Source organism: Betaproteobacteria bacterium, assembly GCA_016713305.1.
In the GTDB taxonomy this organism is placed as follows: Bacteria; Pseudomonadota; Gammaproteobacteria; order Burkholderiales.
Genome location: JADJPK010000004.1, coordinates 634,455 through 656,816 on the forward strand (window position 1 = coordinate 634,455; position 22,362 = coordinate 656,816).

Genomic DNA, 22,362 nt, shown 5'->3' on the forward strand with positions numbered 1-22,362 from the left:
GGTGTGATTTTCCGCGAGCGCTCTCGCCAGTGGGCATGTCGTTCCGTCGCACAGGTATACTTTCGGCCATGCAGGTGCCCCTCGGAAAACTGTCTGTCGACGAGTGTCTCGCCCTTGGAAGGCGGGTGTTGGAGATCGAGTCAAGAGCGGTATCCGGTCTTGCCAGGCGGCTTGACGGATCCTTCGGAACCGCGCTCGGTGTGATCCTCGCGTGCAGGGGGCGGGTCGTGGTAAGCGGTATCGGCAAGTCAGGTCATATCGCACGCAAGATCGCGTCGACCATGGCAAGCACTGGCACGCCCGCGTTCTTCGTGCATCCGGCCGAAGCGAGTCACGGAGACCTCGGAATGATTACCTCCGAGGATGTGATGATCGCGCTCTCCAATTCGGGTGAGAGCGCGGAATTGCTGGCAATCGTGCCCCTGGTGAAACGCCGAGGCGCCAGGCTCATCGCCATGACCGGAGCCCCCGGTTCGACACTCGCGAAGGAAGCGGATGTTCACCTGAACGCGGCAGTCGACGAGGAAGCCTGTCCACTAGGCCTTGCGCCCACTGCCAGTACCACGGCAGCCCTGGCGCTGGGCGATGCTCTTGCCGTCGCCCTTCTCGAAGCGCGTGGATTTGGCCCGGACGACTTCGCCCGTTCTCACCCGGGAGGTGCATTGGGAAGGAAACTGTTGACCCATGTCCGAGACGTGATGCGTACCGGCGACGCCGTTCCGAAGGTCGGCCTTTGATGCAACTCTCTCTCAGGCCTTGCTTGAGATGACAGGGAAGGGCTTGGGAATGACCGCGGTGGCCGACGACGCGGGGCGTGTTCTGGGAATTCTGACCGACGGAGATCTTCGACGCGGACTGGAAAGGGGCGTGAGTTTTCGCGAAGCGCCTATCTCCCACCTCATGACACGGGGACCACGCACCGTTCGGGAAGATCGTCTTGCGGTGGAGGCCGTGGAAGAAATGGAGAGGCACCGCATCAATGGGCTTCTGGTCGTCGACGAGAATGAACGGCTGGTGGGCGCCCTTAACATGCATGACATGTTCCGTGCGAAGGTGGTGTGATGCGCTCCGAACCCTCCACTCAGGCCCGTGCACGGGGAATCCGGCTCGCCGTGTTCGACGTCGACGGCATATTGACCGACGGCACCTTGTACCTGTCCGACGGTGGCGAGGAAATGAAGGCCTTCAACACACGAGACGGCCACGGTCTCAAGATGCTTCAACAAAGCGGCGTTACTCTGGCACTGCTGTCCGCGCGCCGATCTCCATGCGTGGAGAACAGGGCTCGCGATTTGGGGATCTCCCACACGCTGCTGGGTGTTGGCCGCAAGCAAGACGGGTTCGCGGAACTGTTGGCGAAGCTGGGATTGGAGGCGCATTGCGCCTCATACATGGGCGACGACGTGATCGACCTGCCCGTGCTGCGGCGATGCGGTCTTGCGGCGACCGTTCCGGAGGCACCCGAACTGGTGCGCTCCCACTGCCACCATGTCACGCAGTCCCCGGGGGGGCGCGGCGCGGTGCGGGAATTCTGTGAACTGGTCATGCTCGCGCAGGGGACACTGGATGGTCAGTTGAGCCGGTATCTCGAATGACGACGAAAACTCCCGCTACGTGGAGTGATCGCCTTGTACGTTGGTACCCGGCGCTGTTGCTGCTCGTATTGGGTGGATTGACGCTGTGGCTCGATCAGAAGGTGCAACCCCCGCCGGTGCCGCGCGACGGCAGCACACGCCATGACCCGGACTTCGTGGTGGAGAATTTCTCTGCCATGCGCATGAACATCGATGGCAGCCAGCGTTATAGATGCGCGGCAAGAAGATGATCCACTTTCCGGATGACAACAGCACCGAGATGGAGAAGCCGAGATTCATCCACTTCGATCCGAAGACGGCGCCCGTTCACGTCGATTCGGACCGCGCGTTGGTTTCACGCGATGGAGATCACGTGTATTTCACTGGGAACGTTCATGTTCTCCGGGAGGCCTACGCGGATCAAAACGCCATGGCACTGGCCACGGAGTATCTGCATCTCATCCCGGATGACGACATGGCGATTTCCGACAAGGCCGTGACGATGACGCAGGGTGAGACAGTCGTGAACTCAGTCGGCATGGAGTACAACCACAGAGCCCGTGTCCTCAAACTACTGTCTCAGGTGAAGGTGACATATGCGTCGCCCCTCAATTTGCCATCATTTGGCCGTAAATAAGCTTGGCATCGCGCTGTTGTGTTCGACGCTTTCGATCGGAAGCATTCCGGCGCGCGCAGAAAAGGCCGATCGTGAAAAACCGGTTCATATCGAAGCGGACAAGATGCTCGTCGACGACGCCAAGAAGGAATCGGTCTTCGAGGGCAATGTGGTGCTTACACAAGGCACGCTCGTTCTCAAAGGTGAACGAGTCGTGGTCCGGCAGGATGCCGATGGTTTCCAGTATGGAATCGCATATGGTCGCCCGGCGACGTTCCGGCAGAAGCAGGACGGAAAGGACGAATACATCGATGGCTTCGCCGAACGAATCGAGTACGACGGCAAGAAGGACCTCCTGCAGATGTTCAGCGCAGCCAGGTTGACCAAGGGCCAGGACGAGGTAAGAGGCGATTACATCTCCTACAATGCCAAGAGCGAATTCTTCCAGGTCATGGGTGGAGGCAAGCCTGCAAGCACCGCCGAGAATCCGGATGGCAGAGTGCGAGCGACCATATTGCCCAAACCCAGGCCAGCCCCTCCTCCGGCCGGAGCCGGGACAACGCTCAAGCCATCCGGCGCCATCGAGCGCTGAACACATGAACGCGCTCGTCCCCGATCTGACCCTGCCTGCAGCCCTCAGTCGCGAATTGCGGGCGGGTGGTTTGATGAAACGCTACAAGGCGAGAACCGTCGTCAAGGACGTTTCGCTCGACGTGAAGAGCGGAGAAGTCGTGGGACTGCTAGGCCCAAACGGCGCGGGCAAGACCACCTGCTTCTACATGATCGTGGGCCTCGTACCGGTGGACGGTGGAGAAATCGTTCTCGATTCCGAAGACATCTCGCGCCTGCCCATACACCGCCGTGCCAGGATGGGCCTGTCCTATCTTCCTCAGGAACCGTCCATTTTTCGGAAACTGACGGTCGCAGAGAACGTACGGGCCGTACTCGAACTGCAGGAGATACGCAGCTCGGATGTCGATGAGCGTCTCGATGAACTTCTGCATGATCTTCACGTGAGCCATCTCAAGAATAGCCCCGCCATCAGCCTGTCGGGAGGCGAGCGGCGCCGTGTCGAGATTGCCCGCGCTCTCGCCAGCAACCCTCGGTTCATTCTGTTGGACGAACCGTTCGCAGGCGTGGATCCGATTGCCGTCATCGACATCCAGCGGATCATTCGATACCTCAAGGAGCGTGGTATCGGCGTCCTCATCACGGACCACAACGTCCGGGAGACGCTCGGCATCTGTGATCGCGCTTACATCATCAACGATGGTTCGGTGCTTGCTTGCGGGCATCCGGAAGAGATCGTCTATAATGATGCAGTGCGCAAGGTCTACTTGGGCGAGAACTTTCGTCTCTAGCCTACCTACCATCGCTCTCAACGCCACGGAACCTCGCACGGCAGCATCTCATGAAGCCTTCACTGCAGCTCAAGCTCTCGCAGCACCTGACGCTCACGCCTCAGCTGCAGCAGTCCATCCGTCTGCTTCAACTGTCCACGCTTGAGCTGAATCAGGAGCTGGAGCGTTTTCTTCAGGACAACCCTCTGCTGGAGCGCGAAGAAGAAGAGGGGGAAGAAGGCGCTGCCGCGTCGCCGGCCAACCCCGCAGAAGTCACTCCCCCCCACGATTCGGCCGAATACGATGCCCAGGGAAACACCTCGTCGGAATCGAGCGGCCCCGAGGAGTTCGACGACGCCCCGAGTGACATGCCCGAGGTCCCGGACGTGGGTGCGGAACCCGCACGCGAAGCTCTGGATGACGCGGACTGGGTGGATGAAGGCTCCTATTCCGGCTCCGGCACCAATGCCGATGGCGAGGACTCCGAGTTTCCTCAGGTTGCGAGTGGTGGTCCCTCGTTGCGGGAACACCTGTTGTGGCAAGTCAACATGTCGGGCTTGCCCGTTCGCGAAATGCAGCTCGCATCGGTCATCATCGACTCCCTGGAAGACGACGGTTACTTCAAGCAGGATCTGGAGGAATTGGCGTCGATGCTGCCGGAAGAGTTCGAAGCCGAGACGGACGACCTGCTGATCGCCCTCAGGCATGTCCAGCAACTCGAACCGGCGGGCGTCGGCGCGAGAACCCTTGCCGAGTGCCTGGAATTGCAGCTTCTTGCAATGCCGGCAGAAATTCCCTGCCGCTCCGAAGCGCTGACCATCGTCAAGCACCACCTGGATGCGCTCGCGTCCCGCGATTACGGAAAGCTCAAGAAAGTCCTGCGGTGCGAAGACCAGATGCTGCGCGAGGTGCAGAAGCTCATTACCGGGTTGAATCCCCGACCGGGCCTGAGCTTTTCCAAGGAAGAGGCGAGGTACGTCGTCGCGGACGTACTGGTGCGAAAGATCAAGGGCGCCTGGATCGCGTCCCTCAATCCGGATGCGATGCCAAAACTGCGTATCAACCGCATGTATGCCGAGATCCTGTCGCGCAACCGGGACGCCAGCTTTCAGCAGTTGTCGGGGCAGCTTCAAGAGGCCAAGTGGCTGATCAAGAACGTCCAACAGCGATTCGACACGATCCTTCGGGTGTCCCAGTGCATCGTGGACAGGCAGCGGCACTTCTTCGAGCACGGCGAAGTGGCGATGCGACCCCTGGTTCTCAGGGAGATAGCCGAGTTGCTGGGGCTGCACGAGTCCACGGTGTCCCGGGTGACAACGCAGAAGTTCATGCTGACGCCGCGGGGAATCTTCGAACTGAAGTACTTCTTCGGCAGCCACGTTGCCACCGAAACCGGGGGGGCATGTTCCGCGACAGCGATTCGGGCCCTGATCAAACAACTGGTTGGAGAGGAGGACTCCCGGCATCCACTCTCCGATAGTCAGATTTCGGAAATTCTGGGCAAGCAAGGCATTGTGGTGGCACGCCGCACCATCGCAAAATACCGGGAATCGTTGCAGATTCTTCCGGTCAATCTGCGCAAGACCCTCTGACGGGCGATCTCCCGCCCTGCAGTCGGTCGCGGTAGACAACACGGCTGCGGTGACCGATGCTTGGGTGCCATGACACTCGTTTCCAAGATCCTTCCTGAAACGCGCGTACTCGTCGATCTCGACGTGACGAGCAAGAAGCGCGTATTCGAGCGAGTAGGCCTGCTCTTCGAGAATGGCCAGGGTATCGGAGCCAACGTCGTATACGACAGCCTCTTCGCTCGCGAACGCCTTGGTTCGACCGGTCTGGGGCATGGAATCGCGCTGCCGCACGGGCGCATAAAGGGGCTGAAGGAAGCTGCAGGGGCCTTTGTCCGCCTGAAGCAAGCCATTCCCTTCGAGGCGCCGGATGGAAACCCGGTCAATCTGATCTTCGTGCTGCTGGTGCCGGACAAGGCCACGGAGATTCATCTTCAGATCCTCTCGGAAATCGCCGAGATGTTCAGCGATCGCTCGCTACGGCTGCAGATCGAGTCGGCACCGTCGGCTCAGGAGGTCCAGCGATTGATCGTGTCCTGGGAGCCCCATGCCCCAGCTCAGCATCGCGCGGCTGTTTGACGACAACCGGTCCGAGCTCAAGCTCACCTGGCTCCAGGGGGACCGCGGGAGCAGTCCGATACTGGACTCCCAGCGCATCCACAGTTCCAGCAAGGGCCTGATCGGACACCTCAATTACATCCACCCGAACTGGATCCAGATTTTCAGCCATACCGAGGCAGACTACTTCACCAGTCTCGGCGAATTGGCAGCCGAGCAGATACTCGCGCAGATGGTCGCGGATGGTCCTGCGTGCTTCATTCTGAGTGACGGCGAACGGGCACCGCCTCTTCTGATCGAGCAGGCCGCCCGGATGGGGATTCCGATCCTGTCCTCTCCCATTCCCAGCCTTCAGATCATCTGGGTCATCCGGACCTACCTCGGGCGGGAACTCGCGGAGTTCGTGACACGCCACGGTGTCCTGCTCGACGTGCTGGGCATGGGGGTGCTGCTGACCGGAGACAGTGGAGTAGGCAAGAGCGAGCTCGCTCTGGAACTCATCACACGCGGAAGTGGCCTGGTTGCCGACGACGTGGTGGAGCTCTATCACATCGCACCTCAGACGCTGGAAGGCCGGTGCCCCGAGATGCTCAAGGATTTCCTGGAGGTCCGAGGTCTCGGTATGCTGAACATCAGGACCATCTTCGGCGAGACTGCGGTGCGGATCCGGAAGAATCTGAAGCTCATCGTGCAGCTCGAGCGTCCCGTCAAGGGCACTGTCCCGGGCCTGGAAAGACTGCCTCTGCACGCCAGTACGGAAGAGATCATGGGGGTGGCCGTGCGAAAGGTTCAACTTCCAGTCGCCGCCGGACGCAATCTTGCCGTACTCGTGGAGGCCGCTGTCCGCAATTACGTCCTGCAGTTGCGTGGTATCGACAGTACCCACGAATTCATCCGGCGACAGGAACAGCATCTGGGCGACAACGACACATGAGCCATCAGCCGAGCGCGATTCAGAAGGCAACTCCTACCGGGCGTATGCGGCCATGAGCATGCGTCTTGTCATCATCAGTGGACTGGCCGGGTCAGGAAAGAGCATTGCGCTGAACGTACTGGAGGACAGCGGCTACTACGTCGTAGACAACCTTCCCGCCAAGCTGGTCGTGTCACTGGTCGACCACCTCGAGCAGGCGGGCTACGCCCGCGCTGCCATCAGCGTGGACGTCCGGAGCGGAGAGGGACTCGACGAGCTTCCTGATCTCATCCAGCGCTTGCGCCGTCGCTCGATCGATCCCCGTGTCCTGTTCCTGGAAGCCAAGACCGATACTCTGGTGAAACGGTTCTCGGAGACACGCCGGCGCCACCCCTATCGGATGGCATCAGCACGCTGCCGGAGTGCATAGAACGGGAACGGGATCTGCTCGAGCCCCTGCGATCGATTGCGCACCGCATCGACACGAGCGATCTGTCCGCCAATGCCCTCCGCGGATGGGTGAAGGAATTCGTGAATGTTGGCGCCCATGCGGGACTTACCCTGCTGATCGAGTCGTTCGGGTTCAAGCACGGCATACCCCTTGATGCCGACTACGTCTTCGATGTGCGCTGCCTGCCCAATCCTCACTACGATGAGCGGCTGCGATTGCTGACCGGTCGTGACACGGCGGTGATTTCCTTCCTCGAAGCCAACGAAGCGGTGGGTGCCATGCTCCACGACATCCGAGGCTTCGTGGAACGCTGGCTGCCTTGTTTTGAACGAGACAACCGCAGCTATCTCACGATCGCCATAGGATGTACCGGTGGAAGGCATCGTTCCGTCTACCTGGCAGAGTCCCTCGCACGACAATTTCAGACCGAACGCCCGGTACTGCTGCGGCACCGGGAACTTACCTCGGCCGAACTGCTGCCACGCAAATGACGCCCCGTCCGGGCTGGATTCGCCGCTGTTCGGGAGGGATTCTCGGAGTCCCTTTCGCGTGCGGCCGGGAAGCCCTGCTGACCTGCTGCCTCTCGTTCTGGAGCATGTCGAACGCAGTCGCAGCCGAATGGATTCGCGTCCCTGCGATCGGCTCCGACCAGCACTACTACGATCGTTCGAAGGTATCGATTCGCGGCGATGAGGTGACCTATTGGCGAAAGGTCTCTTTCGGCAAGCCGGTCAAGGTCCGCTCGGGAACCGCCCGTCAGGCCATCTATCAGGAAAGAATCCATTGCCGGGATCACACTCTCAGGGTACTTGCATGGCAGCTGTTCGCCGAGGAGGGGGCCATGCAAGAGAGTTCCGCGGCCGCTGACCCTGAACCGACTGCCATCGTCCCGGAAACCATCGGCGACCGGTTCCAGGAGGTCATGTGCGCGATGGTCACCGCAAGAAGGCAAAGGGATGCCGACATTGCCCGCGACGAAGCGGCACTGTCGCTCAAGCGCAAGGAACTGGAGGCATTGAAATCCGAGATCGAAAAGCTGGAGGCACGCATGGAGCAAATGCGAAACGCTGAAACCCAGAGCGCGGCCGGAAACGAGGCACCGCTTCCGAAGGGGACCGACAACCCAGCGGACGCGCGCTAACGATGTCCATACGCACCATCGCATTGGGTTTCACGGGAGCGTCCGGAATGGCGTACGGGCTGCGCCTGCTGGAGTGCCTCCTCGAATCGGAGACAAGAGTATGGCTGGTCTACTCCCAGGTCGCCCAGGTCGTTGCCCATCAGGAACTCGACGTCCGGCTGCCGGTGCAGCCGCGAGAGGCACAGAGGCACCTGGTGGAACGGTATGGCTGCCCCGCCGATCGCCTCGAGGTATTCGGTCGTGATGACTGGTATGCCCCGCTTGCGTCCGGCTCGAATGCACCCGATGCACTCGTCGTCTGCCCATGCTCCATGGGAACTCTCGGCGCAATCGCAAACGGCCTTGCCGACAACTTGATCGAACGCGCGGCCGATGTCGTACTGAAGGAGCAACGCAAGCTTGTGCTGGTTCCTCGCGAAACACCTTTCTCGATACTGCACCTCCAGAACATGCTGCGTCTCGCCCAGGCGGGGGCCGTCATCCTTCCTGCGAACCCTGGGTTCTATCACCGACCCGGGTCGGTCGAATCCATCGTCGATTTCGTCGTCGCGCGAGTGCTTGATCAGCTAGGCATTGCACATCGCCTCGTGCCACGATGGGGCGCGTCGGGCCCGGAATCACGGCAGTAGCGGCAAGACGTGCCGGATCGTTCCATTTCGCTCCCAATCTTTCCCCTCAACACGGTATTGTTCCCCGGCGGATCACTGCCTCTACGCATCTTCGAGCAACGATACCTTGCGATGACCAAGGCCTGTCTGCGCGACGGCACGGGGTTCGGGGTCTGTCTGATCTCCGAGGGTGGTGAAGTCGGCAAGCCTGCCCTGCCCACGGAGGTCGGTTGCCTGGCCGTCATCGACCAATGGGAGATGCCACAGCTCGGGGTGTTTCATGTTCGGACTCATGGCCAGGAGCGATTCCGGCTCTTGAGCACCGTCGTGAAGGCCGATGGCCTGATAGTGGGTGAAGCGGTCCTGCTCGATCCCGAGCCCTCGGCTCCGGTCGCGTCGCGACATCAGCCTTGTGTGGAGATACTCGAACAGGTTGTTGGCAAGTTTGGCGCCGCGCACTTCCCGGAACCTCATCGTTTCGACGACGCCTCGTGGGTCAGCTATCGCCTGGCGGAGATTCTGCCCCTCGACCTTCTGGAGAAGCAGCGCTGGCTGGTTTCCAACGATGCCCAGGGGAGGCTCGACAGGATTCTGGACTTGATCAGTCGCGGGTAAACGGAAGCATTCCCTCGACTGTCAGCTGCGACAGGATCCTCCTCACGGGTGCGGGAACACCAGCGTCGGAAAGTGCCGACAAAGGCCACCAGCGCAATGACTCATCCCTTGCGGCCATGGATTGTTCACCCACATGAATTTCCCATGGGCACCGATCGCACATTGGCGAAGTGCGTGTACAGACGAGACTACCCAGGTCCATCAGCCCCTGGGTATACGGCACGATGTCGTCCGGACGCGGCAACAGCGATTCGGCAAGGGCCCAAAGTTGGGTCTCCACCCTTGGGGAACCGGGCCAACCTTCGACTCCGAACGCGCGCGCCAGGACCCGCTTGACGTTGCCATCCAGGATGGCGGCTCGTTCACCAAAGGCAAAGACGGCGATTGCTGCTGCCGTGGAGCGGCCGACTCCCGGCAGAGTCGCGATGTCCTGGCTGCTCCGGGGAAAGTGTCCATCCAGGTCGTGAACGACGTGCTTTGCGGCAGCGTGAAGGTGACGTGCACGAGCGTAGTAGCCAAGACCGCTCCAATGGCGCAGAACATCGTCTGGCGCCGCATCGGCCAGTACGCCCAAGACGGGAAAACGTGCCAGGAATCGCTCGAAGTACGGCACCACCGTACCGACCTGGGTCTGCTGGAGCATGATCTCCGAGATCCAGATGGGGTAAGGTTCCCGGGTTCGCTGCCATGGAAGGGCATGACGGCCGTGAACCCGCTGCCAACGAACGATGCGCTCGGCAAAGGAGTGGTTCACCGCGCGATTCCCGATGCCGCACCAACGCAACTGAAGACGGGTGCGCTGCAAGGACAAGAAGATTCCTGACTCTTCTTGCCCTCGCCTGCAACCGCGGCGGTGAACGTTCGAGCCCGCAGCACGTCAGAAGATGCAATCTTCGTCCGCACACCCTGGGAATGGTGTCCTAACATCCACCCCTCTGACTTGTTCGGCGATGAATCACCGAGCGTCCATCTTCGAGACCACTTTCATGTTCGAGTTCTTCCCCCAAGGTAGCCAACTCCGGATTGCTGCGCGGATCGCGACTGTCGCCGCCTTCCTTCTTGCAACCTGTCATCCCGTTCTTGCCCGCGAGACTCTTGAAATGGAAATTGCCTGGACGGACGAGCGCTGCGATTTCATCGTGACCAAGAACGATGCGGGTCACGGAGTCGTCATGCGGCTCACGCCTATCGCGCTCAAGGAAGGAGACGTTCTTGTCGGTCCGCTGAACGAAGTGGGATTCGGCCGGAAGATCGCAAAGCGTGGCAGCGAAGAGTCGGCGATGATGCAAATACGCAAGTACGGCATTCGCCGGAAAGCGGCACTGGACCTGGTGTTCGAGTGGTCCCGCTATTGCAACCCCCCCGAACAATAGCATCGGCCCCTGTTCAGTACAGAGCGGCTCTGCTGTGGAGCGGGTGATGGGAATCGAACCCACGTCTAAAGCTTGGGAAGCTTTCGTTCTACCATTGAACTACACCCGCTTCGGACCGGTATTCTACGGCAACCCGAAGGGCGCATGGTGCCAGCGTCGGCAATGTCGGTCCGACGAATGTGCGCAACCGCCAGGCAGATGGAGTCCCGCCCCTCCCTTCCAGCTTTCCGGTCTCTGTTCTGGGCTGCAACACGGTCGGCGCAGAATCGTTCGAGTTGCGCCAAGTCGCGTCTCCCGGAATCCACGATTCTGCCCTTCATCAGTCAGTAGCGGGCATCCTTGGGCTTGCCGCCTTTGGGCCAGTCCAGGTGCTTGGAGGAAAAGTCGGGCCTTGGCTGGGCGGTGAAGAACGCGGCCACATCGAAGGCCTCCTGATCCGTCAGCGTGCCGGGTTCGTGGAAAGGCATGTTCGCCTTTACGAACGCAGCGGCCGTGGACAGTCTCGCCATTCCCGCACCGACATTGAACGAGCGCGGACCCCACAAGGGGGGGTACAGGATCTCTCCGCCGGAGCCGGCCATCCCTTGTCCTTCCGGTCCATGGCAGGCCGCGCATCTCGTGTCGTATACGACGCGTCCGCGTCTGCTGTCCGGTGGAGCCGGCGCTTCGATTCGACGGAAGCCTCTTCCGGTTACCGAAACTCCGGTCGGCACTCCCTGCGACAGCCAGTGCATGTAACTCATCATTGCTCGCAGATCGTCGCTGTCGAGAGGTAAACGCTTTCCGTTGAGTGACCGCTCGAAACAATCATTGATGCGGTCTTCGAGCGCATTGATTCGCGCATTGCGGCTGCGGTACTCGGGAAAGACGCCCCAGATACCGACCCAGGGTGCCGCATACGGCCGGCGCCCCGCTTCGAGGTGGCAGCTGGAGCAACGCAAATCGTTTCCTGCATATTCGGGCAACTGCGTGGCGGTTTCGGTGAGCAGGAGCCGCCCACGTCGAATCGCGTCGCCCACGGGGCCGCTCGGAATCGACGATTCGTCCGGAACAGTGAAACTGGCATCCGATGCAAATGCGATTGGCCTCCATGCCACAAGAGTCAGCAGGACGGCCAAGGCCACCGCCATCCCGCGCGCGAGGTTCGATACTCTGGACATCGTGTCGCCTCCAACCGGCCTCCAAGGATCCGACGTCCTACCTTATCAGCATCGGGACATCGTCGGAATTCAACCTGTCGGAAGGCGGCTTCCGGGTTCGCTCGACAGGCAATCGCGGAGGGGGGCATACCGTTGACGTGCGTCAATACTTTGGTGAGTGCGCAGCGCACACTGCTTCGCGGTGTCAATGGACCTAGAAAGGAAAGCAATCATGAAAGGCGCGGTTGGGTTGGCGATGTCGGTAGTGGCTGCAACGGTGGCTATGGGCACGGCGCAAGCGGATGAAGGTTCGTGGATGGTCCGAGCGCGTGCCGTGAATCTTTCGATGGCGAACAAGTCGGATGCAATCGGGTCGCTGAGCGTACCGGCCGATGCCATCGAAGTGAGCGACAAGACGATCCCTGAAGTCGACATCACGTATTTTTTCACCAAGAACATCGCTGCGGAACTGATTCTCACGATTCCGCAGGAACACGATGTCACGTTGAGCGGCACCAAGATCGGCACGTTCAAGCATCTGCCACCCACGTTGACCGCGCAGTACCACTTTCTTCCGGACGGCATGGTGCGTCCATACGTCGGCGCGGGCATCAACTACACACGGATCTCTTCGGTCTCGTTGAACGTTCCAGGCGTCGGTGCCTTGGATCTGGATAGCTCGAGCATCGGCGCAGCGTTGCAGGTGGGCATGGACATCAAGCTGGCCGACAAGATTTTCCTCAACATCGACGTGAAGAAAATCTACATCAACTCTGACGTCATGCTGAAGGCGACTGGTGCAAAAGTGAGCGCGGTGACGCTCGATCCTATTGCCGTCGGTGTGGGCATCGGTTACCGCTTCTGATTCAAACCGCGCTCGCGGGTTTCCACGAGCGCGTGATGTCTCTTGATGTCTGCGCCTGTCGGTCGACGTGGCGCAGACATTGTCTTGGAATTGCCGGATTCTTCCGCGGCGACCCAACGCACCTTGCAGCGGCTCAGCCACCATGCGGTTCCCGGCGGCAACGCGTCCGTTCCTGCGGCGCGGCGGCCTCTTGGAGTCTGCTCTCGTGGGGCTGATTCGGCGCTGATGGCGCCCGGCGCAATCCGGATCTTTCGCATGCGACGTCCGGGCCGAAGAGGCAACTGCTCGGGGAGAGCGCGCTACGAAGAGTCCTGATACCTCCGGAAGCGTCGCTCAGTCGTCTTCCGAAGGAGACCTGCCATGTGACCGCCGCCGCCGGCGCATGTGGGTGCGGCGCCACATCACGATGAGGTTGAACGACACCATCGCCACCATGATCAGCGCATAGCCGAACCAGCCGACGAAGGCTCCATGCTCGGTGACGTCATCATGGATCGCAACGAACAACGCTCTGATCCACAGGACGGCGAGGAAGGTGACGGCGACACTCCAGATGAAACCCTTGGCGAGCCATCGGGTGGATCGCGCGGAGCGCTTGCGCCGCAGGTAAAGCCACAGGTTGAGTATCGAGGACGCCGCCATCCCCATGATGCAGAGAACCATTCCCTGAAAAACGGTCTGGGCGGTCTGGGATGAGGGATTCGGCTGGTAAGTGAGAAGCCAAAGGACCCCTGCCGCCAACGGAACGACCCAGGCGATGGCGAGGAGGATCCACACTAACCAAAGGCTGCGTGTCATCATGGGTGTAACGATAGTCGACATGACGAATTCGACGTCCGGCACTTCCGGACGGTCCCAATCTCGAGGTTTAACAGTTCGTTATCGGGCTCCATCGGCAGGCTTCGCCAGCCCGCTTATACTTCACCCTGCACGTTTCACACAACCCAGCAACAAGAGTTCCAGCCGCAGTGGTCACCATCTCCGTGAACAGCAGGTCCATGTCCGTCGCCGCCGAAACGACCGTTTCGGCCCTCTTGGACGAGATGGGCCTGGGGAGCCGCAAGGTAGCCGTGGAGCGCAACGGGGAGATCGTCCCGAGAAGCCGCCATCACCTGGTCGAGGTGAAGGAGGGGGATCAACTCGAGGTTGTCGTCGCGGTGGGTGGCGGTTGAATCCGATAGGAAAGTCATGACAGAACTTCTGAAGATCGGTACGCGGAGTTTTCATTCGCGGTTACTCGTGGGCACAGGCAAGTACCGGGACTTCGAGCAGACGCGTGACGCCATCGAAGCGAGCGGCGCCGAGATCGTTACCGTGGCCATACGCCGGACGAACATCGGGCAGATGACCAATGAACCGAGCCTCCTGGATTTCATTCCGCCTTCCCGATTCACGCTCCTGCCCAACACGGCAGGCTGTTACACGGCGCAAGATGCCGTGCGGACGCTACGGCTTGGCAGAGAGCTGCTGGATGGCCACAACCTGGTCAAGCTGGAAGTCCTGGGCGATCCGAAGACATTGTTTCCGAACGTGATCGAGACGCTCGACGCCGCGAGGACACTCGTGTCGGAAGGTTTCGACGTGATGGTCTACACGTCGGACGACCCCATTATTGCAAGGCAACTTGAAGACATCGGCTGCGTGGCGGTCATGCCGCTCGCCTCCCTGATCGGGTCCGGAATGGGCATTCTCAATCCCTGGAACCTCGAAATCATTCTCGATCAGGCCAAGGTACCGGTGATCGTCGATGCAGGGGTGGGCACTGCGTCGGATGCGACGATCGCCATGGAACTCGGCTGCCAGGGGGTTCTGATGAACACCGCCATCGCGGCGGCTCGTGATCCGGTGCTGATGGCTTCGGCCATGCGCAAGGCCGTGGAGGCAGGACGGGAGGCTTTCGTAGCCGGCCGCATGCCCAGGAAGGCCTATCAGGCCGCCGCCAGCTCGCCGACATCCGGCGTAATCGCCCCCTCCCGAGCCGCCTGAGCCCCGCCAGGCAACGTCCCAGCATGGAAGGGCAGACACGTCCCATCCGCAGTTTCGTCCTGCGTCAGAGCCGCACGTCGAATGCCCAGCGCCGTGCGGTGGAGCAGGAACTGCCGCGATTTGGCATTCCCTATGCCCCGGAGTGTCTCGATCTGGACACCGCGTTCGGAAGACGGGCGCCCCGCATCGTCGAGATCGGCTTCGGCATGGGAGAAAGCACGGCCGACTACGCATCGCGTCACCCGGAGATCGACTTTCTCGGCATGGAAGTGCACACCCCCGGAGTGGGAAATCTGCTGCAGCTGCTGGCCGCGCAGCAGTTGACCAACGTGCGAATCATCCAGCACGACGCGGTGGAAGTGCTGAATCACATGATTCCCGAGTGCTCCCTTCGGGGCATCCACATCTTCTTTCCCGATCCGTGGCCGAAGAAGCGTCATCACAAGCGCCGCCTGATTCAAGGAGCGTTCGTCGAACTGCTTGCATCGCGCCTCGAGCCGGAGGGCTATGTGCATCTGGCCACCGACTGGGAGGAGTACGCAACGCAGATGCTGGCCGTGCTTTCCGCTCAACCGCGGCTGACCAATACCTCCGAGGGCTTTGCCCCGCGTCCCGAAAGCCGCCCCCTCACCAAGTTCGAATCGAGAGGACTCAGGCTGGGCCACGGCGTTTGGGATCTCGTGTTTCGCCGGCACGGAGAATTCCCGAGGGCCGCACCCTAGATCGTCCGGTTCAGTCGAGGAATCGCTGCAGCAGGTCGTTGAGAAAGCGCCTGCCTCGCATCGTTGGCCGCACGTCGCGAAGGTCTCGCTCGAGGTAGCCGTCCTCCTCGGCGCGATTCAGCGTGGGCAGGACGACGGCGGAGTCGAGTCCGGTACGCGCCTCGAACAGCGAGAGAGGGAAACCTCCATTCAACCTCAGCGCGTTCATCATGAATTCGAACGGCACTTCGCCGGGCGTGACTTCGCGCCTGCTGTCGGCGGCCCGCCCCTGCAGAGCCCGCTCCATGTAGTCGCGAGGATGCTTCGCCCTGGTCTGCCGCTCGATCCTGTCGCGGAAGGAAATCTTGCCGTGGGCTCCGGCGCCAACACCGATATAGTCACCGAAGCTCCAGTAGTTCAGGTTGTGCCGTGCACGCAGGCCAGGCAAGGCGAACGCCGAAGTCTCGTAATGGTCGTAGCCCGCTTGGCCAAGCGCCTTCTCTATCCGCTCCTGCATGTCGGCCGCCGTATCGTCGTCCGGCAGCGGCGGTGGAAATCGCGCGAAGTACGTGTTCGGCTCGAGCGTCAGGTGGTAGGCGGAAACGTGAGCCACACCCGCTGCCATTGCCTGGTGGATGTCCGCCAGCGCCTCCTCCACCGACTGGCCGGGCAGGGCGTACATGAGATCCAGATTGATGTTGTCGAAGAATCGGCGCGCAATCCCGACGGCGCGGCCCGCCTCCTCCGAATCGTGGACACGGCCAAGCGACGTCAGGAAGCGATCCTTGAAGCTCTGGATCCCGATGGACAGACGATTGATGCCCAATTCCCGGAATGCCTGGAACTTGGCCTGTTCGAACGTCCCGGGATTGGCTTCCAGCGTGATCTCGGCGTCCGGTTCCAAGCCGAGAAGCGCGCGCACGGCAGACAGAAAACGATCGAAAGACTCTGGCGAGAAGAGACTTGGAGTTCCGCCGCCGAAGAAAACGGTTTCCACTCGCCGGCCATAGACTTCCGGCACGACGCTCTCGAGGTCCGCGATCAGTGCGTCGACGTATCGGCTCTCGGGAATCGGCTCGCGGGATTCATGCGAGTTGAAGTCACAGTAGGGGCACTTCCGCAGGCACCACGGCACATGAACGTAAAGAGAAAGAGGCGGCAGCACACTGAATCGGATGCCCTCACCGATTCGCCGCAGGGAGGCGGGTGCTGCATCCGGCCTGCCCTGCGCCCCCGGCATCTCGTGACTCAGCCTCGTCCCACGAACGGCATTTTGGTCGCCATGATCGTCAGGAACTGCACGTTCGTTTCCAGGGGCAGGCCGGCCATGTGAACGATCGCTTCGCCCACGTGATTGACGTCCATCAACGGCTCCACCGCCAGTTCGCCGTTCGCCTGGGGCACACCCTTTGCCATCCGCGCGGTGAGTTCCGTACCGGCATTGCCTATGTCGATCTGGCCGCAGGCGATGTTGTACTTGCGGCCATCGAGCGACGTGGACTTGGTGAGTCCGGTGATCGCGTGCTTGGTGGCAGTGTAGGGAACGGAATTGGGTCGTGGAGCGTGTGCCGAGATGGACCCGTTGTTGATGATCCGTCCCCCCTGGGGCGTCTGCTCTTTCATGATGCGGATCGCTTCCTGGGTGCAGAGGAACGGCCCGGTCAGATTGATGTCGACGACCGTCTTCCACTGCTCGAAGGTGAGGTCCTCCATGGGAATGGCCGGTGCGCCGACGCCCGCATTGTTGAAGAGCACGTCCAGCCGGCCCCACGTCTGCTTGACGGTCGCGAAGAGCGCCTTGACGGACGCCGGGTCCGCCACATCGGTGGACACGGCAAGTGTCATGTCGGCAGACGCGCCGGAATCCCTGGCTGCCTGCTGCAGCGGCTCGAGACGGCGCCCGGCAAGGGCGACCTTATAGCCTGCCTTCAGCAGTGCCAGCGCCGCCGCTTTGCCGATACCCGTTCCCGCCCCCGTGACCAACGCCACCTTGCCGTTCGCACTCATCGCCTGCTCCCACTTTCAATGATGTTGATGGATGTTGCCCAAGTCCCGCCGAGAGCTCCGATCGAGGTGACGGACGCCGCCACAGCCCACGCGACCGGGCCAAGGACTCATCCTGTAACGTCCTCGACGCGTTACCGCCATTGCCTCATGAGCTCTGCCTGGAGCCAGGCATTGTAAGGCCGCTCAGCGCGCGCCGGACGCCGTCCGCAGTGCAACCGGACTCCGCAATTTCGGCACGCATGGGCCGGCACTTGCGTTACCACCCCGGGCCCTGCACGCATTCGCCGGACCCGATCGGACCCGGCCTCAGGAACCTGCGCGCAACGCCGCAAACGCCTCATCGACAACGCCCAGCGTGTGATCCACGTCGGCATCCGTGTGCTCGATGGAGATATAGAACTTCTCGTTGGGGTTCACGAGCAGCCCGCGCTTCATCAGTTCGATGGCCCAACGCCAGCCAAGGTCCTTGTCCGACGTGGTCAGATCCATCCATGTGCGCAATGGCTTGTGGGCCGTGAAGCGTACGCCGAATACGGCGTCCTCCCCGGGTACCTGCACCGCGAAGCCGTGCCGCTGCGCGGCCTCGAGAATGCCGGAGCGCAGCCGGGATCCGACACGATGCAGCCGGTCGTAGACGCCGGGCTGCGACAGCTGATCAAGAGCCGCAAGACCCGCCGCTGCGCACACCGGATTGCCGTTCAGGGTGTTGGTCGCCCACACGACGTCAGCCTTGGGTCGGCTGCGAGCATCGAGCACGGACATCACCTCGGCCGTTCCGGCCACGGCAGCCAGCGGGAATCCGCCACTGATGGCCTTGCCGTAGCAGGCGAGATCGGGCAGAACACCATAGCGTTCCTGCGCACCGCCCCAGGCAATGCGAAACCCGGTGACGATCTCGTCGAAGATCAGCACGATGCCCCGGTCACGGGTCACCTTTCTGATCGCCTCCAGAAATCCCGGCTCGGGCTGGATCACCCGCTGCAGGGGCTCCACGATCACGGCAGCCAGTTCGTCCGCATGCCGCTCGATCATGGCGACGGCACGCTCGGTCTCGTTGAACGGCGTCACCAGAACCGTTTCTCCCGCCTGGTTCGGGACGCCCACCGAGTCGGGGAGGGACTGCGGATACTGCGAAGGCTTGGCAGGTACGGTGCCCCACAGGCCGTAGTCGTGCATCCCGTGCCAGGCACCTTCGAACTTGAGGATCTTCGTCCGACGCGTCCATGCCCGCGCGATGCGCAGTGCATAGTAGGTCGCCTCGGTTCCCGAACCGGTGTAGTGGACGACGTCGGCACAGGGAATCGCCTCGACCAGCCGCTTTGCGAGCCGTATCTCCGGTTCGTTGAGAAAGAAGTACGTCGTGCCCTTGCCGAGTTGGGCCTGAACCGCTTCGGTGACTGCTTCGTTCGCGTGTCCGAGAAGAACCGGACCGGAGCCAAGGTGATAGTCGAGATACTCCCTGCCTGCGACGTCCCACACCCGGCTGCCCTTGCCTCTGGCCACGACAAGATTGAGCTCCGGCGGCAGAATGAAAAGACCGGTTCCGCCGCCCGCTAGATAACGCCCCGCATCCGCGAGAAGTTCGGCTTGTCTGGCGGCGTCCATTTTCGTTTCCTCCTTTGTGTTCATCGTCAGGTGCGACCGGTGGATCTCGCAGTCCGCAGTATGCAGGCGGACATCGGGAAATCGCGAGGTTAGCCTCGGACCGGGGGCAGCGCAAACGCGCGCGGTTTGCTGTCAGAATCCGGACGAACGCGCGGCCTGCGGGCGAGGATGCCCCCGCGCACCCGATGCACACGAATTTCCGCAGAGACGATCGCCATGCCTGTGACACACCCGTTCCATCTCGCCTTTCCCGTCACTTCGCTCGAGACCACCCGCAGCTTCTACGGCGGCCTCCTGGGGTGTCCGGAAGGACGGTCATCCGCGGAGTGGATCGACTTCGATCTCTACGGGCATCAGATCGTCGCCCATCTCGCCCCGGACGAAGCGGGACACCGGCGGACGAACCCGGTGGATGGCGACAGCGTTCCGGTGCGTCACTTCGGGGTCGTCCTCTCCATGGACGAGTGGTCCGCGCTCGCGGAGCGGCTGCGGACGCGAGGTGTGGAATTCCTGATCGAGCCTCACATCCGGTTCAAGGGCGAAGTCGGCGAACAGGCCACCATGTTCTTTCTCGACCCCTGCGGCAATGCGCTCGAGTTCAAGGCATTCGCCGACCCATCGCGCCTGTTCGCAAAATGAATCCTCCTTCGCCTCCGGCCGTACGGCTGCCTGATGGCACGAGCGTTCCCGCCCTTGGCCTGGGGACATGGCGGATGGGCGAAAGCGAGCGCTCCCGCGCACGGGAAGTCACTGCAGTGCGAACCGCGCTGGAGCTGGGGTACCGCCTTGTCGACACCGCGGAAATGTACGGCGAAGGCGGCGCCGAGCAGGTGGTGGGACAGGCACTGGGCGACAGCATCGAAGCCGGCACCGTGAGCCGCGAGGACGTGTTCGTGGTGTCCAAGGTCTACCCTCACAACGCGAGCCGCAAAGGTGTGCCCCAGGCGTGCCGGCGCTCTCTCGCCCGGCTTCGACTGGAACGGCTGGATCTCTATCTGTTGCACTGGCGAGGCCGTGTGCCGCTGCGGGAGACCGTCGAGGCGTTCGAGGAACTCCGGGCAGAAGGGCTCATTGCGCGTTGGGGCGTGAGCAACTTCGACATGGCGGACATGGAGGAACTGTGGCAACTCCCGTCAGGGCCGCAATGCGCGCTGAACCAGGTGTACTACTCGGCATCGGAGCGCGGCGTCGAGTTCGATCTGCTTCCCTGGCAACAGGATCGTGGCGTCCCGCTCATGGCCTACTGTCCGATCGATCAGGGCGCGCTGGCCGGCGATCCGGCGTTTGCTCGCATCGCGGCACGGCACGATGCGACCGCCGCCCAGGCTGCCCTCGCGTGGGTCCTGCGTCGGCAGGGAGTGATCGCGATTCCCAAGGCACAGCAGGCCCGTCACCTCGAGGAGAATCTCGGCGCCTGTGGCGTACGCCTGACGGACCGGGATCTCGCGGAAGTCGACCAGTCGTTTCCGCCTCCCTCGAGAAAGAAGCCGCTCGCGATGACCTGACCGAAGGCCCGCTCGAACCGCGATCCGCGTGCTCAGCGCTGATCCTTGAGCTTCTCCGCAAGCCGGCTGAGACGTCGATCCGGCATACCCGCGCTCTCGAGACTCAGCGCGGTCTGCATGACGTACTCCGCACACGACCCGTAGTGGCCCCGTGCCGTGCGCGCGATCTGCACGATCTCCTCGTCGCTGATCCGTCCGGCGTAGGTCAGCGGGAGCGCGCGGTTCACCACGAAGGCCAGAGCCTGCACGGCTCCGCCTGGCGTCTGTGCGCGCAGCCAGCGCGGCTCGTAGGTCCCCATGATCATTTCGCGCCGCCAGAGCAGCCGGAGTTCCCCGGCAACGGCATCCTCTTCCAGACGGTAGGTCACTCCCCGGCATGAACCGCCCCGATCCAGGGCGAGCACGAGGCCCGGCCGGGCCGGCGAGCCACGGTTGACGAACGAGCGCAGATAGAAACCGCGATGGAACCCGTGCACCTGGGCATCACGTCTCTCGACATGTTGCATGAGAGGCCGCCAGATCAGCGAGCCGTAGGCGAAGACCCACACAGGCAGTTCCGGCTCGCGCAGCGACAGCGTCGCCTCGAGCGAGGCATCGAGAACGTCGTCGGGGAGCAGCAAGTGTCCGAATCCTGCCTCCCTCACGGCCCGGCGAACGGCGTCGTCTTCCAGCTCCCGCCGACCTACCTCGCCCATTCAGTGCAGGAGTGGCTTCTTGAGGAAATCCGAGCGGTCGGCGGAGATGAGCCTCACCCGCACCATGGCGTCCTCGCGGCGGAAAGCGAGCGGAACTTCGACTCCCGCCGGTCCGAGCCGCCAGACAGCGCGGAAGAGATCCGCAAGGGAGTGAACCCGCTCGCCCGCCACATCGACCACCCTGTCGCCCACCATCACGCCTGCGCGTTCGGCGGGGCCTGACCGGGCCAGACCCGCCACCACAAGCTGGCCCTGGGCATCGGTCACGTACATGCCCATCCAGGGCCGGGGCGGGTTCGCGGTGCGACCGGTGCGCAACAGATCATCGAGTATGGGCTCCAGGAGATCGATGGGCACGAACATGTTGCCCTGGACGCGATTGCCATCGACGACTTCCTCGACCAGCAGAGAACCGATACCGATCAGAAACCCCTCCTGGTCCACGAGCGCACTCCCGCCCCACTGAGGATGCGGCGGCGAGACGAACAGCGCATCGTCGAGCAGGTATTCCCAATAGCCCGCGAACTCGCGCCGGGCGACGACCTTCGTCCGCAGGGAATGCTCGCGCCCACCGTGGCCGATCACGAACACTTCGTCGTCCGCCACGATGCGCGCCGCCGAACCGCGGGCAATCGAAGGCACCTGCAGCTTGCCCAGCGGATGGATGAGCCCCAGGCCGGTGGTGAAGTCGTAGGCCAGGGGGTGGCCGGGGACGACGTGCCCGTCGTTCGTCGTGAGCCACAGCGTCTCGGCCTCGGTGATGAGGTAGCCGACGGTGAGCACGAGACCATCGTCGCGGATGACGACACCGCTTCCAGCGCGCTCGGTACCGAGGATCGAGGCGGTGAAGGCGTTGTCCGGAATCTCCGTTCGCACGGAGACCACCGCATCGAGGACCGGCTGCAATTCGAAAGCCACGTCGCGCTGCTTGGGTTGCAGATCGGGTGGGAAGGACCAGTCGCGATCTTCGGCCATGGAAACCGTGAAGAGGAATGAGCGCGACGCAGGACGCGGCACGACAGGAAAATCATAACTCACCGCGGCGGTGCGGCGTGTGCGTTCTTCTGGTGTATGGTTCTGTCCGAAGGCGCGAGTGCAAGGT

The 22,362-nt window shown here is 62.1% G+C and carries 26 protein-coding genes, 1 tRNA gene and 2 pseudogenes; 20 read left to right on the forward strand and 9 right to left on the reverse strand.

The annotated features are described in order from the left end of the window. The first annotated feature begins 68 nt into the window (after positions 1-68). The 13 genes and pseudogenes from IPK20_03690 (at position 69) to IPK20_03750 (ending at position 9,384) form a co-directional block, all read left to right on the forward strand. Positions 69-1,062, forward strand: a pseudogene (locus IPK20_03690) (KpsF/GutQ family sugar-phosphate isomerase). Further along, a complete protein-coding gene (locus tag IPK20_03695) occupies positions 1,062-1,595 on the forward strand; it encodes a phenylphosphate carboxylase subunit delta (protein ID MBK8015898.1) in 534 nt (177 codons plus the stop codon). Before IPK20_03690 ends, IPK20_03695 begins: the two are co-directional and overlap by 1 nt. Beyond that, a complete protein-coding gene (gene lptC, locus IPK20_03700; GenBank protein ID MBK8015899.1) occupies positions 1,592-1,825 on the forward strand; it encodes an LPS export ABC transporter periplasmic protein LptC in 234 nt (77 codons plus the stop codon). The genes IPK20_03695 and lptC (IPK20_03700) overlap by 4 nt, the downstream gene beginning before the upstream one ends. Then, positions 1,807-2,211: an LPS export ABC transporter periplasmic protein LptC gene (gene lptC / locus IPK20_03705; protein MBK8015900.1), complete on the forward strand. Its 405-nt coding sequence runs from the start codon at positions 1,807-1,809 to the stop codon at positions 2,209-2,211. The genes lptC (IPK20_03700) and lptC (IPK20_03705) overlap by 19 nt, the downstream gene beginning before the upstream one ends. Then, on the forward strand, positions 2,171-2,782 hold the full coding sequence (gene lptA, locus IPK20_03710; GenBank protein MBK8015901.1) for a lipopolysaccharide transport periplasmic protein LptA: 612 nt from the start codon (positions 2,171-2,173) through the stop codon (positions 2,780-2,782). The genes lptC (IPK20_03705) and lptA overlap by 41 nt, the downstream gene beginning before the upstream one ends. Positions 2,783-2,786: 4 nt before the next feature. Further along, positions 2,787-3,551 (forward strand): LPS export ABC transporter ATP-binding protein, encoded by a 765-nt coding sequence (gene lptB / locus IPK20_03715; protein MBK8015902.1) that lies wholly within the window; start codon positions 2,787-2,789, stop codon positions 3,549-3,551. 50 nt (positions 3,552-3,601) lie between these two features. Then, on the forward strand, positions 3,602-5,122 hold the full coding sequence (locus tag IPK20_03720; protein MBK8015903.1) for an RNA polymerase factor sigma-54: 1,521 nt from the start codon (positions 3,602-3,604) through the stop codon (positions 5,120-5,122). Positions 5,123-5,191: 69 nt separating this feature from the next. Beyond that, positions 5,192-5,677 (forward strand): PTS sugar transporter subunit IIA, encoded by a 486-nt coding sequence (locus IPK20_03725; protein MBK8015904.1) that lies wholly within the window; start codon positions 5,192-5,194, stop codon positions 5,675-5,677. Continuing rightward, on the forward strand, positions 5,646-6,590 hold the full coding sequence (locus tag IPK20_03730) for an HPr kinase/phosphorylase (GenBank protein MBK8015905.1): 945 nt from the start codon (positions 5,646-5,648) through the stop codon (positions 6,588-6,590). The genes IPK20_03725 and IPK20_03730 overlap by 32 nt, the downstream gene beginning before the upstream one ends. Positions 6,591-6,648: 58 nt before the next feature. Next, positions 6,649-7,511, forward strand: a pseudogene (gene rapZ, locus IPK20_03735) (RNase adapter RapZ). A 104-nt stretch (positions 7,512-7,615) separates the two neighbouring features. Continuing rightward, entirely contained in the window at positions 7,616-8,161 is a 546-nt protein-coding gene (locus IPK20_03740) for a hypothetical protein (GenBank protein MBK8015906.1), read from the forward strand. A 2-nt stretch (positions 8,162-8,163) separates the two neighbouring features. Next, the gene (locus IPK20_03745; protein ID MBK8015907.1) at positions 8,164-8,790 is read left to right on the forward strand and encodes a UbiX family flavin prenyltransferase; all 627 of its coding nucleotides are present in this window, start codon (positions 8,164-8,166) and stop codon (positions 8,788-8,790) included. A gap of 9 nt (positions 8,791-8,799) precedes the next feature. Then, the gene (locus IPK20_03750; protein ID MBK8015908.1) at positions 8,800-9,384 is read left to right on the forward strand and encodes an LON peptidase substrate-binding domain-containing protein; all 585 of its coding nucleotides are present in this window, start codon (positions 8,800-8,802) and stop codon (positions 9,382-9,384) included. On the opposite strand, the gene IPK20_03755 is transcribed toward IPK20_03750, so the two are convergent. After that, positions 9,371-10,168, reverse strand: a complete 798-nt coding sequence (locus IPK20_03755; GenBank protein ID MBK8015909.1) for an A/G-specific adenine glycosylase — start codon at positions 10,166-10,168, stop codon at positions 9,371-9,373. The genes IPK20_03750 and IPK20_03755 overlap by 14 nt on opposite strands. A 316-nt stretch (positions 10,169-10,484) precedes the next feature. Here IPK20_03755 and IPK20_03760 point away from each other — a divergent pair, with 316 nt between their 5' ends. Continuing rightward, positions 10,485-10,757, forward strand: coding sequence for a hypothetical protein (locus IPK20_03760; protein ID MBK8015910.1), 273 nt, complete (start codon positions 10,485-10,487; stop codon positions 10,755-10,757). A 35-nt stretch (positions 10,758-10,792) separates the two neighbouring features. On the opposite strand, the gene IPK20_03765 is transcribed toward IPK20_03760, so the two are convergent. Further along, positions 10,793-10,866 (reverse strand) — tRNA-Gly (locus IPK20_03765). Positions 10,867-11,080: 214 nt separating this feature from the next. Continuing rightward, positions 11,081-11,887 (reverse strand): c-type cytochrome, encoded by an 807-nt coding sequence (locus IPK20_03770; protein MBK8015911.1) that lies wholly within the window; start codon positions 11,885-11,887, stop codon positions 11,081-11,083. A 217-nt stretch (positions 11,888-12,104) separates the two neighbouring features. Here IPK20_03770 and IPK20_03775 point away from each other — a divergent pair, with 217 nt between their 5' ends. Further along, complete coding sequence (locus tag IPK20_03775) at positions 12,105-12,761, forward strand: OmpW family protein (protein ID MBK8015912.1); 657 nt, start codon at positions 12,105-12,107, stop codon at positions 12,759-12,761. A 333-nt stretch (positions 12,762-13,094) separates the two neighbouring features. Here the strand turns inward: IPK20_03775 and IPK20_03780 are convergent, their stop codons facing one another. After that, on the reverse strand, positions 13,095-13,562 hold the full coding sequence (locus IPK20_03780) for a hypothetical protein (GenBank protein ID MBK8015913.1): 468 nt from the start codon (positions 13,560-13,562) through the stop codon (positions 13,095-13,097). Between the two features lie 167 nt (positions 13,563-13,729). Between IPK20_03780 and thiS the strand changes: the two genes are divergently transcribed. The 3 genes from thiS to trmB are packed head-to-tail and all read left to right on the forward strand — an operon-like array spanning position 13,730 to position 15,469. Beyond that, positions 13,730-13,933 carry a sulfur carrier protein ThiS gene (gene thiS / locus IPK20_03785; GenBank protein MBK8015914.1) on the forward strand — a complete coding sequence of 68 codons (204 nt, stop codon included), beginning with the start codon at positions 13,730-13,732 and terminating at the stop codon, positions 13,931-13,933. 16 nt (positions 13,934-13,949) lie between these two features. Then, complete coding sequence (locus IPK20_03790; GenBank protein MBK8015915.1) at positions 13,950-14,747, forward strand: thiazole synthase; 798 nt, start codon at positions 13,950-13,952, stop codon at positions 14,745-14,747. 23 nt (positions 14,748-14,770) lie between these two features. Continuing rightward, the gene (trmB, locus tag IPK20_03795; GenBank protein ID MBK8015916.1) at positions 14,771-15,469 is read left to right on the forward strand and encodes a tRNA (guanosine(46)-N7)-methyltransferase TrmB; all 699 of its coding nucleotides are present in this window, start codon (positions 14,771-14,773) and stop codon (positions 15,467-15,469) included. Positions 15,470-15,479: 10 nt separating this feature from the next. On the opposite strand, the gene IPK20_03800 is transcribed toward trmB, so the two are convergent. The 3 genes from IPK20_03800 to IPK20_03810 all read right to left on the reverse strand — a co-directional run bounded on the left by IPK20_03800 (position 15,480) and on the right by IPK20_03810 (position 19,060). Then, the gene (locus IPK20_03800; protein ID MBK8015917.1) at positions 15,480-16,688 is read right to left on the reverse strand and encodes an oxygen-independent coproporphyrinogen III oxidase-like protein; all 1,209 of its coding nucleotides are present in this window, start codon (positions 16,686-16,688) and stop codon (positions 15,480-15,482) included. An 8-nt stretch (positions 16,689-16,696) separates the two neighbouring features. Further along, on the reverse strand, positions 16,697-17,455 hold the full coding sequence (locus IPK20_03805; protein ID MBK8015918.1) for an SDR family oxidoreductase: 759 nt from the start codon (positions 17,453-17,455) through the stop codon (positions 16,697-16,699). 306 nt (positions 17,456-17,761) lie between these two features. Then, the gene (locus tag IPK20_03810) at positions 17,762-19,060 is read right to left on the reverse strand and encodes an aspartate aminotransferase family protein (GenBank protein ID MBK8015919.1); all 1,299 of its coding nucleotides are present in this window, start codon (positions 19,058-19,060) and stop codon (positions 17,762-17,764) included. Positions 19,061-19,276: 216 nt separating this feature from the next. Here IPK20_03810 and IPK20_03815 point away from each other — a divergent pair, with 216 nt between their 5' ends. Both IPK20_03815 and IPK20_03820 read left to right on the forward strand, forming a co-directional pair. Continuing rightward, a complete protein-coding gene (locus IPK20_03815) occupies positions 19,277-19,699 on the forward strand; it encodes a VOC family protein (GenBank protein MBK8015920.1) in 423 nt (140 codons plus the stop codon). Beyond that, positions 19,696-20,565 (forward strand): aldo/keto reductase, encoded by an 870-nt coding sequence (locus IPK20_03820; protein MBK8015921.1) that lies wholly within the window; start codon positions 19,696-19,698, stop codon positions 20,563-20,565. Before IPK20_03815 ends, IPK20_03820 begins: the two co-directional genes overlap by 4 nt. A 32-nt stretch (positions 20,566-20,597) precedes the next feature. Here the strand turns inward: IPK20_03820 and IPK20_03825 are convergent, their stop codons facing one another. Together IPK20_03825 and IPK20_03830 are read right to left on the reverse strand one after the other, a co-directional pair. Continuing rightward, a complete protein-coding gene (locus tag IPK20_03825) occupies positions 20,598-21,260 on the reverse strand; it encodes a gamma-glutamylcyclotransferase (GenBank protein ID MBK8015922.1) in 663 nt (220 codons plus the stop codon). Then, positions 21,261-22,235, reverse strand: coding sequence for a serine protease (locus IPK20_03830; protein ID MBK8015923.1), 975 nt, complete (start codon positions 22,233-22,235; stop codon positions 21,261-21,263). It abuts the gene before it with no gap. Positions 22,236-22,362: the final 127 nt, after the last annotated feature.